Annotated in this window: 15 protein-coding genes; 6 read left to right on the top strand and 9 right to left on the bottom strand. The window is 66.3% G+C overall.

The window, feature by feature from the left end; translation table 11 throughout:
• The first annotated feature begins 22 nt into the window (after positions 1–22).
• Both BSQ44_RS00155 and BSQ44_RS00150 read left to right on the top strand, forming a co-directional pair.
• Positions 23–1,204, top strand: coding sequence for an amidohydrolase (locus BSQ44_RS00155; protein ID WP_072601377.1), 1,182 nt, complete (start codon positions 23–25; stop codon positions 1,202–1,204).
• Positions 1,197–2,249, top strand: a complete 1,053-nt coding sequence (locus BSQ44_RS00150; RefSeq protein ID WP_072601376.1) for a 2-dehydropantoate 2-reductase — start codon at positions 1,197–1,199, stop codon at positions 2,247–2,249. Before BSQ44_RS00155 ends, BSQ44_RS00150 begins: the two co-directional genes overlap by 8 nt.
• Here the strand turns inward: BSQ44_RS00150 and BSQ44_RS00145 are convergent.
• The gene (locus BSQ44_RS00145; RefSeq protein ID WP_072601375.1) at positions 2,230–4,032 is read right to left on the bottom strand and encodes an ABC transporter transmembrane domain-containing protein; all 1,803 of its coding nucleotides are present in this window, start codon (positions 4,030–4,032) and stop codon (positions 2,230–2,232) included. The two genes, BSQ44_RS00150 and BSQ44_RS00145, sit on opposite strands and share 20 nt — an antisense overlap.
• 198 nt (positions 4,033–4,230) lie before the next feature.
• Between BSQ44_RS00145 and rpmE the strand changes: the two genes are divergently transcribed.
• Positions 4,231–4,452 carry a 50S ribosomal protein L31 gene (gene rpmE / locus BSQ44_RS00140; RefSeq protein WP_072601374.1) on the top strand — a complete coding sequence of 74 codons (222 nt, stop codon included), beginning with the start codon at positions 4,231–4,233 and terminating at the stop codon, positions 4,450–4,452.
• A 75-nt stretch (positions 4,453–4,527) separates the two neighbouring features.
• Here the strand turns inward: rpmE and BSQ44_RS00135 are convergent, their stop codons facing one another.
• On the bottom strand, positions 4,528–5,106 hold the full coding sequence (locus tag BSQ44_RS00135; RefSeq protein ID WP_083534283.1) for a Crp/Fnr family transcriptional regulator: 579 nt from the start codon (positions 5,104–5,106) through the stop codon (positions 4,528–4,530).
• Positions 5,107–5,179: 73 nt separating this feature from the next.
• On the opposite strand from BSQ44_RS00135, the gene BSQ44_RS00130 reads away from it, so the two are divergent.
• Positions 5,180–5,899 (top strand): SDR family NAD(P)-dependent oxidoreductase, encoded by a 720-nt coding sequence (locus BSQ44_RS00130; protein WP_072601372.1) that lies wholly within the window; start codon positions 5,180–5,182, stop codon positions 5,897–5,899.
• Positions 5,900–5,902: 3 nt separating this feature from the next.
• On the opposite strand, the gene BSQ44_RS00125 is transcribed toward BSQ44_RS00130, so the two are convergent.
• The 5 genes from BSQ44_RS00125 to BSQ44_RS00105 form a co-directional block, all read right to left on the bottom strand.
• Positions 5,903–6,190, bottom strand: coding sequence for an Rdx family protein (locus BSQ44_RS00125; protein ID WP_072601371.1), 288 nt, complete (start codon positions 6,188–6,190; stop codon positions 5,903–5,905).
• The gene (locus tag BSQ44_RS00120; RefSeq protein WP_157894474.1) at positions 6,187–6,897 is read right to left on the bottom strand and encodes an RDD family protein; all 711 of its coding nucleotides are present in this window, start codon (positions 6,895–6,897) and stop codon (positions 6,187–6,189) included. Before BSQ44_RS00120 ends, BSQ44_RS00125 begins: the two co-directional genes overlap by 4 nt.
• A gap of 143 nt (positions 6,898–7,040) precedes the next feature.
• Positions 7,041–7,790 carry a YebC/PmpR family DNA-binding transcriptional regulator gene (locus tag BSQ44_RS00115; protein WP_072601369.1) on the bottom strand — a complete coding sequence of 250 codons (750 nt, stop codon included), beginning with the start codon at positions 7,788–7,790 and terminating at the stop codon, positions 7,041–7,043.
• Between the two features lie 84 nt (positions 7,791–7,874).
• Positions 7,875–8,273, bottom strand: coding sequence for a VOC family protein (locus BSQ44_RS00110; RefSeq protein WP_072601368.1), 399 nt, complete (start codon positions 8,271–8,273; stop codon positions 7,875–7,877).
• On the bottom strand, positions 8,270–8,656 hold the full coding sequence (locus tag BSQ44_RS00105; RefSeq protein ID WP_072601367.1) for a fimbrial protein: 387 nt from the start codon (positions 8,654–8,656) through the stop codon (positions 8,270–8,272). The genes BSQ44_RS00110 and BSQ44_RS00105 overlap by 4 nt, the downstream gene beginning before the upstream one ends.
• Before the next feature lie 68 nt (positions 8,657–8,724).
• Here BSQ44_RS00105 and BSQ44_RS00100 point away from each other — a divergent pair, with 68 nt between their 5' ends.
• Positions 8,725–9,720 carry an RluA family pseudouridine synthase gene (locus BSQ44_RS00100; protein ID WP_072601366.1) on the top strand — a complete coding sequence of 332 codons (996 nt, stop codon included), beginning with the start codon at positions 8,725–8,727 and terminating at the stop codon, positions 9,718–9,720.
• Between the two features lie 178 nt (positions 9,721–9,898).
• On the top strand, positions 9,899–10,813 hold the full coding sequence (rpoH, locus tag BSQ44_RS00095; RefSeq protein ID WP_072601365.1) for an RNA polymerase sigma factor RpoH: 915 nt from the start codon (positions 9,899–9,901) through the stop codon (positions 10,811–10,813).
• An 83-nt stretch (positions 10,814–10,896) separates the two neighbouring features.
• Here rpoH and BSQ44_RS00090 read toward each other — a convergent pair whose 3' ends face one another.
• Positions 10,897–12,498 carry a hypothetical protein gene (locus tag BSQ44_RS00090; protein WP_072601364.1) on the bottom strand — a complete coding sequence of 534 codons (1,602 nt, stop codon included), beginning with the start codon at positions 12,496–12,498 and terminating at the stop codon, positions 10,897–10,899.
• A gap of 69 nt (positions 12,499–12,567) precedes the next feature.
• Positions 12,568–13,866, bottom strand: coding sequence for an adenylosuccinate synthase (locus BSQ44_RS00085; protein ID WP_072601363.1), 1,299 nt, complete (start codon positions 13,864–13,866; stop codon positions 12,568–12,570).
• Between the last annotated feature and the right edge of the window lie 22 nt (positions 13,867–13,888).

Genomic DNA, 13,888 nt, shown 5'->3' with positions numbered 1-13,888 from the left:
CCACCAGAACGAAGCGAGCATCATGCAGCACGGCCTGACCAACTCCGACATAGCCGAACTCGTCGCCTGGCGGCGCAAGCTCCACCAGCAGCCGGAGATTTCGGGCGAGGAGGAAAAGACCGCTCTCGAGGTGGTCGACTTCCTCACCCCGACGGAGCCGGACGAGGTCCTGACCGGCATGGGCGGCCACGGCGTCGCGGCGGTCTACGACAGTGGCGTTCCCGGCCCGACGCTGTTGTTCCGGTCCGAACTCGACGCGCTGCCGATCGAGGAAATCTCCACCGCTCCGCACCGCTCGCAGGTGCCGGGCAAATCCCACATGTGTGGCCACGAGGGACACACGACGATTCTTGCCGCCATGGCGCGCCAGCTCGGCCGCAAGCGTCCGGCGCGTGGGCGCGTGGTGCTGATGTTCCAGCCGGCGGAGGAGACCGGTGCAGGCGCGGCGGGGGTCATCGCCGATGCGCGCTATCCCACGATCGCGCCGGACTTCGCCTTCTCCCTGCACAATTTGCCGGGTACGCCGCTCGGCCATGTGAGGCTGAAGGAAGGCGTGGTGAACTGTGCCTCGCGCGGCATGCGCATCGTGCTCGACGGTAAGACCGCGCATTCCTCCATGCCGGAAACCGGCACCTCGCCGATGGTGGTGGTGAGCCGCCTGATGCCGGCCTTGACGGGGCTCTCCGCCGGGCGCTTCGACAGCGACGATTTCGCCCTGGTCACGATCACGCATACCGAGATGGGCGAACGGGTCTTCGGCATCGCGCCGGGCCGGGCCGAGGTCTGGGCGACTCTGCGCACCCGACTCGACGAGCGCATGGACGATCTCGTGGCGGCAGCGGAAAGTCTCGTCCGCGAGGAAGCCAAGAACGACGGGCTCAAGCACTCGGTCGACTACCACGAGATCTTCGTGGCGAGCCTCAACGACGCCGAGGCAACCGCGCACCTTCGCGCCGCCATGGACGACGAAGGCATCGCGCACGACGAGCGCGAACTGCCGATGCGGGCTTCGGAGGATTTCGGACGGTTTGGCCACGGCGCGAAATCGGCCATGCTCTTCCTCGGCAGCGGCGAGAACACGCCGCAACTGCACAATCCCGACTACGACTTTCCCGATGACCTGATCCCGATCGGCGCCCGCATCTTTATGCGCACGGTGGCGAACCTGCTCGACGCGCCGCAGTCTTCGAACGGGAATGGATAACACGCGGATCGTCGTCGCGGGGGCCGGCAGCATCGGTTGCTTCGTCGGCGGTTCGCTCGCGCTTGCCGGCCGGAAGGTGCGGCTACTGCTTCGTCCGCGCTTGAACGACCGCGTGCAGGTGGCGGGTCTGCGGTTGACTGACCTCGACGATCGCGACCGGTCGCTGCCGCCCGGCGGGCTCGATCTCTCCACCGATCCGGCCGAGGCTTTCGCCGATGCCGGCGTGATCCTGGTGACTGTCAAAAGCGGTGACACGCGCGAGATGGCGCGGCTGATCGCGGAGCATGCACCGGCGAGCGCCATCGTCGTCAGCCTGCAGAACGGCGTCGACAACGTACCGCTGCTTCGCGAGCAACTTCCTCACCGTTCGGTCGTGGCAGGCATGGTGCCCTTCAATGTCGTGCAAAGCTGGCCGGAGGGTGCGGCACCGCGCTTCCATCGCTGTACCAGCGGGGCCGTGACCATCGAGGATGGGCTCGACCGCCTGCGGGCGCTGCTCGACGTCGACGGCCTGCCCTGCCGTGCGCATCCCGACATGGCGGGCCTTGCCTGGTCGAAGCTCATCCTGAATCTCAACAACGCGCTCAACGCCCTGTCGGGGCTGCCGCTGCGGGAGGAACTGTCGCGGCGCCCCTGGCGCCTGCTGCTCGCCGGCCAGATGACCGAGGCGCTTGCCGTCACGCGCCGCTCCGGCCTGCGACTGCCGAAGATCGAGGGTGTGAGCCCGGCAATGATCCCGCACATCCTGCGGCTGCCGGACGTCCTGTTCGGCATCGTGGCGCGGCGCATGTTGGCGATCGACCCGCAGGCGACCTCCTCGATGGCCGAGGATCTGGCCGCGGGACGCAGGACGGAGGCTGATTTCCTTCAGGGCGCCGTCGTGCGGTTGGCTGCGACACAAGGAATGAAGGCGCCGATGGCGGAGACGATCATCGCGATGGTCGCGGAATGCGAAAATGGCGCGCGCCGCTGGACGCCGGATGAAGTGGTGCGACGCGTGGCAGATGCACGGGACGACGCGAAGCCTACTCCGCCGCCTTCCTGAAGGCGTCGGCGCCGGTCTCGAACTGCAGTTTTGCCAGCCGCGCATAGATGCCGTCATGGGCGACGAGGCTTCGATGCGTGCCTTCCTCGACGATCCTTCCGGCGTCCAGCACCAGGATGCGGTCGGCCTTTAGAACGGTGGCGAGGCGGTGGGCGATCACGATGGTCGTGCGTCCTTCCATCAGACGTTCGAGTGCCACCTGCACCAGCCTCTCGCTCTGCGCGTCGAGGGCCGACGTCGCCTCGTCCAGCAGCAGGATCGGGGCATCGCGCAGGATGGCGCGCGCGATCGCGATGCGCTGGCGCTGGCCGCCCGAAAGCGTCACGCCGCGCTCGCCGACCGGCGTGTCGTAGCCAAGTTCCAGCTCCTCGATGAACTCGTCGGCCAGCGCATCCCGCGCTGCGGCCCGTATTTCCTCGTCCGTGGCTTCGGGTCGGCCGAAGGCGATGTTGTCGCGCACGGTGGCGGCGAAGATCGTCAGGTCCTGCGGCACCAGCGCGATCCGCGCGCGGGCTTCCCGGGGATCCGCCTTCAGGAGGTCGACACCGTCGATCAGCACCTCGCCGGCCTGGGGATCGTAGAAGCGCAGCAGCAGGGAGAAGATGGTGCTCTTGCCCGAGCCGGACGGTCCGACGATGGCGATGGTCTCGCCCGGCCGGGCATCGAAGGAGAGGCCGTGCAGGGCCGACCGGTCCGGATTGGTCGGATAGGCGAAGACCACGTCGCGGAAGGCCACGGAACCGGCCCCGTCGGCGGGCATCGGCACCGGCACTGCGGGGGCGGCGACAGCGGGCTGCTCGGCCAGGAGTTCCGTCAGGCGTTCGGCCGCGCCGGCCGCCTGGCTCAACTCGCCCCAGACCTCCGACAGCGCGCCGAGAGCCCCGGCCGCGAAGACGGCGTAGAGCAGGAACTGCCCGAGCGTGCCGGGCGTCATCGCCCCGGTCAAGACGTCGCGAGAGCCGAACCAGAGCACCGCCACGACCGAGGAGAAGATCATGAAGATGGCAAAGAAGGTGAGGAAGGAACGCGCGAAGATGGAGGCCTGCGCGGCGTTGAAGGCCGCCTCGACCGCCCTGGCGAACTTCGACGAGACCAGCCGCTCGTTGGTGAAGGCCTGCAAGGTCCGCACCGAGCCGATCTGCTCGCTGGCATAGGCCGACGCGTCCGCCAGCATGTCCTGCGCGAGCCGCGACCGGCGCCTCACCGAGCGTCCGAAGGCGATGAGCGGCACGATGATGATCGGGATCGCGCCGATGACCAGCAGCGACAGCTTGGGGCTGGTGATCACCATCATGCCGACGGCGCCGATGCCGAGGATCGTGTTGCGCAGGGCGAGCGAAGCCGTCGCGCCGACGGCGGACTTGATCTGCGTCGTGTCGGCCGTCAGGCGCGACACGATCTCGCCCGACTGGACCTTGTCGAAGAAGCCGGGGGAAAGCTGCGTCACGTGTTCGAAGACGTCGCGGCGGACGTCCGCCACGATGCGCTCGCCGAGCGAGATGACGAAATAGTAGCGGCAGGCCGAGGCCAGCGCGAGCACGGCGACGATGACGATCAGCATCGAGAAGTAGTTGGCGATGAAGGTGGAATCCGAGGTCGAGAAACCGTGGTCGACCATGCGCCGCACCGCGAGCGGCAGCGTGAGCGTCGTTCCCGCGGCAACCGTCAGGAACACCAGCGCGCCGGCGACCATGCCCTTGTAGCGCAGAAGGTAGGGAAAGACCTTTCGCAGCGGCTTCAGGGAGCGCCGGCGTCTTTCCTCGTCGCTCGTCGTCTCCGCCATGGCGTTCCTCGCTTCCTGTCCGGCCGCTGCCCGCGCGTGGCACGGGTGCGGTCTTGTGCTCCGGTTCCGGCTGATGTATAGGCACGCCGACGATTTTTGAAGCCGTAGCCCTCGCCGGCCGCGGCTTCAACCTTTTGAATCGGGCGAGATTGCCGCAGGCGCCGGCCTGCCGTGACCCCATAGACCAGGACCAGAGCGATGAAAGAGAAGATCCACCCCGACTACCACACCATCAAGGTCGTGATGACCGATGGTTCCGAGTACTTCACCAAGTCGACCTGGGGCAAGGAAGGCGACACGCTGAACCTCGACATCGACCCGCGCACCCATCCGGCCTGGACCGGCGGGCAGCAGACCCTGCTCGACCGCGGCGGCCGCCTGACCAAGTTCAAGAACAAGTTCGCCAATCTCGGTATCTGAACCGCCGGCGACAGCTTCGAGCGTCTACGGAAACCCCGCTTCGGCGGGGTTTTTGCGTTGGGGGCCGGGCGCCCCTCAAGGCCTGGCCCTCATCCGGCCGGCGATACGGCTCAGGCCTACAGGAGTGACGCCGAGGAAAGCCGCCAGATCTTTCTGGGGCACGCGCCCGAGAAGATTTGGGCGTGTCGTCTTCAGGTGGCTATAGCGTTCGGGCGGCTTCATCGTGAGGAAGACGCATTCGCGCTCCTCCTTGCGCAGCGCGAAGTCGACCAGCGCATTGCGGACCGCGCGGGACCAGGCGGCGTCTTCGTCGGCGCGCCGCAGGATCCCGGCGAAAGGAAGCCGCTCCAGGACGCAGTCCTCGATCGCGATTGCGCCGAACGGCGCCGGCCCGACGCCGGCGATGCTCGATATGCTGGAGAAGGACATGCCCTCCTCGATGAAGGACTTGATCCACTCGGACCCGTCCACCCGCAGATAGACGAGCTTGACCAGCCCGGACCGGACGAGGAAGAGGTCCTGCACCTCGTCCCCGATATCGAAAATCGTGCTGCCGCCGTCGGCGCGAACCACGGAGATGGCGCGCTCGAACGTTTCCCAATCCGGCAATGGTCCTCCGGCCAGAGCCTCGAATACATGCTTGGCTGTCGTCATCGCCGTTGATCGCGGTTAACGCGCGGCGTGCTCCCGCCGCCTATGAAGGAGAGGGTTACAGGAGCGACGCGCAATGGCAAGGCACATCATCCTTCTGACGGGAGCGAGTTCGGGTATCGGGCGCGAGCTGGCGATGGTGCTGGCGCAGGCCGGGCACACGGTGCTCGCCCTTGCCCGCGACGAAAACAAGCTGCGCGAACTCGCGAAGGTCAACGCACTGATCGTGCCTGTTCCGTTCGATCTGACCGACACCGGGGCGATCGGCGAACTCTGCGGCCGGTTGGCGAACAGTCATCCGGGGATCGACGTCCTGGTCAACAACGCGGCCGTGCAGGTCGACCAGCGCCTCGACGCGCCAGGCTACGAGGACAGCACGGTGGAGAGGGAGGTGGCGCTCGACCTCGTCGCGCCCATCCTTCTGGCGAAGGGACTGCTGCCGCGCCTCATGGCGAACCGCGGCATGGTCGTCAACGTGGCGAGTGCGCTCGCGCTTGCGCCGAAATCAACGGCCGCGGTCTACTCGACGGCCAAGGCGGGGCTGGTGAACTTCAGCGCCGCGCTGTCCAACCAGGTCCCCGAGATCGCTGTTTGCACGGTCTATCCTCCCGTGGTGGATACGCCCATGACGGCAGGACGCGACACTCCCAAGGTCGATGCCGGCGTCGTCGCGGTTGCCATCGCCGAAGCCATCGAGAGCCGTCGCAACAACGTCTGGATCGGAAAGGCAAAGGCGCTGCGCCTCATGGCGCGGCTCTCGCCGCGCCTGGCAGGAGCGATCACGCGGCGTTCGTGATGCTCAGGAGCCAGTCGTGGGCCGATCCGAGTGCCCGAGCTCCCGTTCGGGCCACACGACGTCGCGCACCTTTTGCTTCAGTACCTTGGCTTCAGGAAAACCGCCGTCCCGCTTGCGCTCCCAGATCGTCTCGCCGTCGCAGGTGATCTCGAAGACGCCGCCGGTGCCTGGCACCAGCGCTACCTCCCCGATGTCGGCACCGAAGGTCGAAAGCAGTTCCTGCGCCATCCAGCCGGCGCGCAAGAGCCACTGGCACTGCGTGCAGTAGGTGGTGCGAATCACGGGCTTCATGACCTCGCCCGAACGACGGCCGTCCCTGCTATGCGGTCGTAGACGGTATCGCGCTTGCGTATCATCGCCACCACTATCCATGCGAGCCATGCGAACACGAGCGCAACGCCAGCAAACGCGGCGACCCAGTACACAGTCGAATGGCTCATTGCCGCCAGCGCCGCGGCGTCGCTTCGGTACCACAGCATGACAATGCCGAACGGCAGCATGCCGAGGCCCCCCAACATCATCGCGAGCCGCCGCGCGAGGGCGCGGCCGACACCGACGCCTTGCCTCAATGGTTCCGTGCGAACGATCGTTCGGATGCCCGTTGCCTTCTTCCCGAGGGTGGCTCCGCGCCAGCCTTCCATTGCGACCAGATAGGCAAGCAGCGCTGCGAGTGCGATCCAGGAAACATCGTATCCGCGCCGGTCGGCGAGGTTTCCATCGGCGTCGAGCCAGAAGGATTCCGATACGGATGTCGTGACGACGTCTCCTTTCTCGATCCTGCTGACGACCAGCAATCGTGCCGTGTCGAAGCCGAATAGCGACTTCCGGCAGTCTGCGGCGTAGTTGGGATTGTCGATCTGCGTCACCAGCCCGACCGGGAGAGTGCTGAGCTGCTCGCAGGACGCTTGCGTGAAGCCGAAATCTCCCTGGATCATCCCGTTCGTCTGGGCGAACAGGATCGCGACGACGATCTCCAAGGGTACCAGGACAATGGCCATGTCAGCGATGAACGCAAGCGCACGCCGCCAAAAGCCCGATCTCGCAGGATCAGGCGGATTTAATGTATCGACCATCGCGTTCCCCTCTCGGGCAACGCTTGCATCAAACGGCGCATGTTTTCAACTATGGCGGGAGGGGCTTCTCACGCCGCGCTGAGCCGGGCCATCGTCTCGTCGTCGACCTCGAAGTTGGCGTAGACGTTCTGCACGTCGTCGTCGTCCTCGAGCACCCCGATCAGCTTCATCAGAGACTGGGCGCGCTCCTCGTCGACCGGGATGGTGTTCTGCGGCTTCCAGATCGTCTTGACGGAGTCGGCCTCGCCGAGCGTGTCCTCCAGCGCCTTCGCCACGTCGCCGAGGTCCTCGAAACCGCAGTAGATGGTGTGGCCTTCCTCGTCGGACTGGATGTCTTCGGCACCCGCCTCGATGGCCGCTTCCATGACCTTGTCGGCGTCGCCGGCCGATGCCGGATAGTAGATCTCGCCGGCGCGGTCCCACATGAAGGAGACGGAGCCGGTCTCGCCCAGAGAGCCACCGGCCTTGGTGAAGGCGGCGCGGACGTTGGAGGCGGAGCGGTTGCGGTTGTCGGTCAGCGCCTCGACGATGACGGCCACGCCGCCCGGACCATAGCCCTCGTAGCGCACTTCTTCGTAGTTCTCGGTATCCCCACCGGAGGCCTTGTTGATCGCCCGCTGGATGTTGTCCTTCGGCATGGACTGCGCCTTGGCCGCCTGCACTGCGAGCCTCAGCCGCGGGTTCATGTCGGGATCGGGCGTTCCCATCTTGGCGGCGACGGTGATCTCGCGCGCCAGCTTGGAAAACATCTTGGAGCGCGCGGCGTCCTGGCGCCCCTTGCGATGCATGATGTTCTTGAACTGTGAATGGCCAGCCATGGCACCCCTGTCGTCGGTCTTTTCTTGAATTGGCGGGCTTATAGATAGTTTGCGGGCGAAAATCCAGAAGAACGCGCCATGCGATCAGCCGCGCGGCTTCGGTTCCAGCAGATCCCACAGGTTTCCATAAAGGTCCTCGAACACGGCGACCCTGCCGTAGGCTTCCTCGCGTGGCGGTTCGCGGAACCGGACGCCCTTGTCCGACATCCGCGCGTGGTCGCGGTGGAAATCGTCGGTCTCCAAGAAGAGGAAGACCCGCCCACCGGTCTGGTCTCCGATCCTGGCCGCTTGTGCGTCGTTCGCGGGCTCAGCCAGAAGGAGCCGCGCACCGCCTGAACCGGGTGCGACGACGACCCAGCGCTTGCCCGCGCCGAGATCGACATCCTCGACCAAGTCGAAGCCGAGCCTGTCGCGATACCATGCGATCGCTTCGTCATAGTCGCGGACGATAAGGCTGACGGTGGCGATCCGGCGGCCGGTCATTCCACGATCACGAAGCTGCCGAGCATGCGCCCTTCGCCGAGATCGTAGAGGAAGATGGCGCCCTGGCCTTCGGCCGTCTCCACGTGCAGGGAGAGGCGGTTGCCGGAAAGGGCCTGCGAGACGAGGCGGGCGCCTGGCGGCAGCGGGATCTCACCGCTTTCGAGGATCGCGCCTGATCCCACCGGTGCGCCGGCCACCGAGGCCTCGCCGCCGTTTCCGCCGATCAGGCCGGACTTGTAGACAACGGCGCCCAGCACCGCCATAACGGCCACGAACAGGATGCCGAGATTGACCGCGACGAAACGCACGAGTTTCCTGCGCACCCGTTCCGCGGCCGGATCGAGCGGCTTTTCTTCTGCGTCGTCCATGTTCGGATTGACCATGTTTTTCCGGAGCCAGGTCCCTGTCGCGCGCCCCTGATAGCGAAGCCCATGCGGGATTGAAAGATGCGATGATCCTCGTCGCCAACGAGGATGCCGCCGGCCAGCGCCTCGACCAGTGGCTGTCAGCCCGGATGGGCGAAGCCATGTCACGCAGTCGCTTGCAGGCGCTCATCCGTGAAGGGGCGGTCAGCGTTGGCGGATCGACCGTCACAGAGCCGAAACGCAAGCTCGCGGCGGGCGAGCGCATCGAACTTCTCCAGCCCGAGCCGGAGCCGGCCGAGCCTCTCGGCGAGGAGATCGAACTCGCCGTGCTGTTCGAGGACGAGCACCTGATCGTCATCGACAAGCCGCCCGGCCTCGTCGTCCATCCCGGCGCGGGCAACTGGACCGGCACGCTGGTCAATGCGCTGATCCACCATTGCGGGGCGTCGCTATCCGGCATCGGCGGCGTGCGGCGGCCGGGCATCGTGCACCGGCTGGACAAGGACACGAGCGGCGTCATGGTCGTCGCCAAGACGGACGCCGCGCACCGGACCCTTTCCGAGGCTTTCGCCGACCATGGCGCGGCGGGCGACCTCGAGCGCGCCTATGCGGCGCTGGTGTGGGGCGCTCCGCGCCGCGACAGCGGAACGGTCGACACGCATCTCGGACGGTCGGGGCGCGACCGCACGCGCCGCGCGGTGGTCAATCCCCAGCGCCCGGACGCGCGCCATGCCGTGACGCACTACAGGATGGCGGAGCGGTTCGTTTCGCCTGAGGCAGAAGAGGTCGCGGCGCTGCTCGAATGTCGGCTGGAGACCGGCCGTACGCACCAGATCCGGGTGCATATGGCCCATATCGGGCATCCGGTGATCGGCGATCACGACTACGGCATGGCATTCCGCACTAAGGCTAACCGGCTGCCCGAGCCGCTGCGGTCTGCGGCGAAGAATTTTCCACGTCAGGCGCTGCATGCGCGAATGCTTGCCTTCCGTCATCCCGCGACATCTCAGATAATGCGCTTCGAAACGCCTCCGCCGGCGGACATGGCGGAACTTTTGCAGGTGTTTCGCAGTTGGGGATGAGGATGGCAGTTCCCGGATTGTTCACTTGGACGTGACACATCGTATCCAACGGTAAGATACCGTGAAATTGCCGCTTTTGTTCCTATATTGAGAATCCGGTCGTGGTGCGTCCAATGCACGGCCGCGTCCGTTCGCCCGCCGGGATCCGGGGGCGTATGAGAAAAGGAGGGGTGCTATCATGGCCCAGTCACTACCCAGTATAGTTTCCGGCGAAGGCGGCCTTTCGCGCTACCTGGAAGAGATCCGCCGTTTCCCGATGCTGCAGCCGCAGGAAGAGTACATGCTCGCGAAGCGTTTCGCCGAGCATGGTGACACCAATGCGGCCCACAAGCTCGTCACCAGCCACCTGCGTCTCGTCGCGAAGATCGCGATGGGCTACCGCGGCTATGGCCTGCCGATCGGCGAGGTCGTTTCCGAAGGCAATGTCGGCCTTATGCAGGCCGTGAAGAAGTTCGAGCCGGATCGCGGGTTCCGTCTCGCCACATACGCGATGTGGTGGATCAAGGCTTCGATCCAGGAGTACATCCTGCGCTCGTGGAGCCTCGTGAAGATGGGCACCACAGCCAACCAGAAGCGCCTGTTCTTCAACCTGCGCAAGGTGAAGGGCAAGATCCAGGCGCTCGAGGAAGGCGACCTGAAGCCCGAGCAGATCACCGAGATCGCCACGCGACTGAACGTCAGCGAGGAAGAGGTGATCTCGATGAACCGCCGTTTGTCCGGCGACGCTTCGCTTAACGCGCCCATTCGCGCGACGGAGGGCGAGTCGGGCGAATGGCAGGACTGGCTCGTCGACGACAGCCAGTCGCAGGAAGACATGCTCGTGGAACAGGACGAACTCGACAATCGCCGAGGCCTCCTGAAGTCCGCGCTCACGGTCCTCAATGACCGCGAAAAGCGCATTTTCGAGGCGCGTCGCCTGTCGGAGGACCCGCTGACGCTCGAGGAACTGTCGGGCGAGTTCGACATCAGCCGCGAGCGCGTGCGCCAGATCGAGGTACGCGCCTTCGAGAAGGTGCAGGATGCCGTGAAGGCCGAGGCCAAGCGGCAGGCTCAGGCGCTGCGGCCGATCGAAACGGCGGAAGCCCACGCCTGACCGGATAGCCAGCAAGCTTGACGTATCCAGCCCCGCCATCGCCGGCGGGGCTTTTTTTTAATTGGAGTTCCGAAGCCCGGCGATCAGCCGCTGGAGGCGTTCTGCCAGGCGGTGAGCGCCTGCTCGAAGACCTTCTCGCCGGGAATGCCCTTTTCCATGGTGATCAGGGCGCGACGGCCGGACTTGTAGACGATCGGCACGTCGATCCAGTTCTGCCGTCGCAGGAGTGCAGTGTTCGCATCGGCCGCGGACTTCTCGTCGTTGAGCGCGATCAGGAAGAACCCGTCCGCGATCTTGGCCGGAAGGCCCTGCAGCGGGCTGCCTGCCGCCTCCTCGGTCTGCTTCATCGTCATACGCAGGACGTTGTCGATCGCGCCGCCGGCGAAATTCTCGGGCGTCAGGAAGATGAGCTCCACGATGTGGCTGGCGGGCAGCGAGTCGTCCGCGTTGCGCCGGATCGTCATGCGCAGCGTGAGATCCTTGCCCGGAATGTTCGCCTCGGCGCGGATGGCCGGTTCAGGCGGCAGGTCGCCGCCGGGCGATTCCTGCACGAGCGACCACACGATCGAACCGGGCTCGGCCGATCCCTGTGCTACGCTGGTGCGTTCCTCGTAGAAGATCGTGCGTTGCCCGACCGGGACTGCCGCCTCGTCGGCCGCGGGCGTTTCGGCCGGTTGCTCGGGTGCGATAGCGGGGACGGCGTCCGCCGCAGGCTGCGTCGCCGCCGCCACGGACGTGCCCTCGCCGATCGATGCCTCGGCGGACGCGGGACCCGCGTCGATCTCGCTCCCGTCCGGGTTCAGCCGTTGGGTGTATTTCTGCAATTCCTCCTCGCCGGCGGGCTCTTCCGGGAGGACCTCTTCGGCGGGCGGTGCGGCGGCCACTTCGACGGCCGCCGGTTCGCTTTCGACAGCCGTGTCGGCCGGCGCCTGCGACACCTCCTGCTCGGAAGCCGGCTCGGCCGCCACCATCTGCTGCCCGCGGTCGATCAGGTCGGCGAGGCTGTCCCGGTTGAGCCACATCGCATAGCCGGCACCGCCGAAGACGACGATGGCAGCGAGCGCGCCGGCGGTCCATTTCACCAGGCCCGAACGATCGCGGCGCGGGGGGGGGGGGACGTCCTCTGGCTCGGGAAGCGGCTGGTGAAGCGGTTCGTCGGCGCCTTCAAGCGAGCCGGCATGCGCGTGGTCCGCAACCGGCGTTGCGGGATACTCGTCGTCCAGTTCCGGCAGTTCCACGCCTTCCGGCGGAACCAGTTCCGCGCCCTTCAGTGGCGACGGCTGGACCTCCGGCGTGGCGGCGACCTTCTCCGGCTTCGTCGCGGCGGTGATCGCTGCGGATGACGTGCCAATCTCGGCCGCCGCGGGGGGCGCAGGGGGTTGCGAGGGTGCCGGAGATTTCGACTTCGACATCCCGGCGAAGAGCGCGTCGAGTTCGGCCAGGGGATCGTCGTCGTCGGCGGGCGGCGTCGCGGCCGACGAGTATTCAGCCTCGATCTGCGCGATCGCATCCTCGAGCGCCTTGCGCTGGCGATCCGCTACGGCGGGAGGCGGCGGCGGATTCAGGGCAGCGAGCTTGGCGCCCACCGTGGCCCGCGCCTTCTTGTAGACCTTCTCGCGGACCTCGGGTGTGGTTTCCCCGAGACCGTCGATGGTCTTCTTCAGAACCGCTACGAAATCCGCCATCTAACGTTGACCTGCATTCCTTTCCCGGTCGGTGGAGCCAGAGGAGGCTGCTTCGCCGGGGTGCCAAAACTAGTCTTGAAACGGGTCCGTCACAAGTATGGTGTCCCCGCGCTCCGGGCTGGTCGAAAGCAGCGCCACGGGCGCCCCGATCAGTTCCTCGACGTAGCGGACATATTTGACGGCCTGCGCCGGAAGGTCGTTCCAGCTACGCGCACCCCGCGTGGTGCCCTTCCAGCCTTCCAGCGTCTGGTAGACAGGCTCGACCCGCGCCTGGGCGCCCTGGCTCGCCGGCAGATAGTCGATCTGCTCGCCGTCGAGCATGTAGCCCGTGCAGACCTTGATCTCGTCGAGGCCGTCGAGCACGTCGAGTTTCGTCAGCGCGATCCCGGTGATGCCGTTCACCGCCACCGCCTGGCGAACGAGCACGGCGTCGAACCAGCCGCAGCGCCGCTTGCGCCCGGTGACGACGCCGAACTCGTGGCCGCGCGTGCCGAGGAACTCGCCGATCTCGTTCACCTGCTCGGTCGGGAAGGGGCCCTCGCCGACACGCGTCGTATAGGCCTTTGTGATGCCCAGAACGTAGCCGATCGCTCCGGGACCGACGCCGGAGCCCGTCGCTGCCTGGCCCGAGACCGTGTTGGACGAGGTGACGAAGGGATAGGTGCCATGGTCGATGTCGAGCAGGGTACCCTGCGCGCCCTCGAACAGAATGCGGTCGCCAGCCCGGCGCGCGTCGTCGAGGATCTTCCACACGCGGTCCATGTAAGGCAGCACCGCGTCCGCGACCGCGCGCAACTCCTCCATCGCCGCTGCGTGGGCGACTTCCGGGTGGCCGAGGCCGCGCCGCAGGGCATTGTGATGCGTCAGCAGCCGGTCGACCTTGCCCGGCAGTGACTCCATGTCCGCCAAATCCATGACCCGTATCGCCCTGCGTCCGACCTTGTCCTCGTAGGCCGGCCCGATGCCCCTGCGGGTGGTTCCGATCTTCGTTCCGGAGTTCGACGCCGCGTCCTCGCGAAAACCATCGAGTTCCCGGTGCAGCGACAGTATCAACGCGGTGTTTTCGGCGATTTTCAGGCGGTCGGGCGTCACGTCGACCCCCTGTTCCTTCAAACGGCCGACTTCGGCGACAAAGGCGTGCGGATCGAACACCACGCCGTTGCCGATCACCGACAGCTTTCCGGGACGCACCACGCCGGAGGGAAGCAGCGACAGCTTGTAGACCTTGCCGTCGACGACCAGCGTGTGGCCGGCATTGTGGCCGCCCTGGAAACGGACGACGAGATCGGCGCGCTCCGACAGCCAGTCGACGATCTTGCCCTTGCCCTCGTCGCCCCATTGGGAGCCGACGACCACAACATTGGCCATATGGGTATTTCCTTCCTTGAGC

This window comes from Aquibium oceanicum, from assembly GCF_001889605.1.
Lineage (GTDB): Bacteria > Pseudomonadota > Alphaproteobacteria > Rhizobiales > Rhizobiaceae > Aquibium > Aquibium oceanicum.
This window is presented reverse-complemented; position numbering and strand designations above follow the sequence as displayed.

Coding starts and splice junctions, on each gene's coding strand:
- BSQ44_RS00155 (WP_072601377.1), top strand. CDS start 23: ATGCAGCACGGCCTGACCAACTCCGACATAGCCGAACTCGTCGCCTGG.
- BSQ44_RS00150 (WP_072601376.1), top strand. CDS start 1,197: ATGGATAACACGCGGATCGTCGTCGCGGGGGCCGGCAGCATCGGTTGC.
- BSQ44_RS00145 (WP_072601375.1), bottom strand. CDS start 4,032: ATGGCGGAGACGACGAGCGACGAGGAAAGACGCCGGCGCTCCCTGAAG.
- rpmE (WP_072601374.1), top strand. CDS start 4,231: ATGAAAGAGAAGATCCACCCCGACTACCACACCATCAAGGTCGTGATG.
- BSQ44_RS00135 (WP_083534283.1), bottom strand. CDS start 5,106: ATGACGACAGCCAAGCATGTATTCGAGGCTCTGGCCGGAGGACCATTG.
- BSQ44_RS00130 (WP_072601372.1), top strand. CDS start 5,180: ATGGCAAGGCACATCATCCTTCTGACGGGAGCGAGTTCGGGTATCGGG.
- BSQ44_RS00125 (WP_072601371.1), bottom strand. CDS start 6,190: ATGAAGCCCGTGATTCGCACCACCTACTGCACGCAGTGCCAGTGGCTC.
- BSQ44_RS00120 (WP_157894474.1), bottom strand. CDS start 6,897: ATGGCCATTGTCCTGGTACCCTTGGAGATCGTCGTCGCGATCCTGTTC.
- BSQ44_RS00115 (WP_072601369.1), bottom strand. CDS start 7,790: ATGGCTGGCCATTCACAGTTCAAGAACATCATGCATCGCAAGGGGCGC.
- BSQ44_RS00110 (WP_072601368.1), bottom strand. CDS start 8,273: ATGACCGGCCGCCGGATCGCCACCGTCAGCCTTATCGTCCGCGACTAT.
- BSQ44_RS00105 (WP_072601367.1), bottom strand. CDS start 8,656: ATGGTCAATCCGAACATGGACGACGCAGAAGAAAAGCCGCTCGATCCG.
- BSQ44_RS00100 (WP_072601366.1), top strand. CDS start 8,725: ATGATCCTCGTCGCCAACGAGGATGCCGCCGGCCAGCGCCTCGACCAG.
- rpoH (WP_072601365.1), top strand. CDS start 9,899: ATGGCCCAGTCACTACCCAGTATAGTTTCCGGCGAAGGCGGCCTTTCG.
- BSQ44_RS00090 (WP_072601364.1), bottom strand. CDS start 12,498: ATGGCGGATTTCGTAGCGGTTCTGAAGAAGACCATCGACGGTCTCGGG.
- BSQ44_RS00085 (WP_072601363.1), bottom strand. CDS start 13,866: ATGGCCAATGTTGTGGTCGTCGGCTCCCAATGGGGCGACGAGGGCAAG.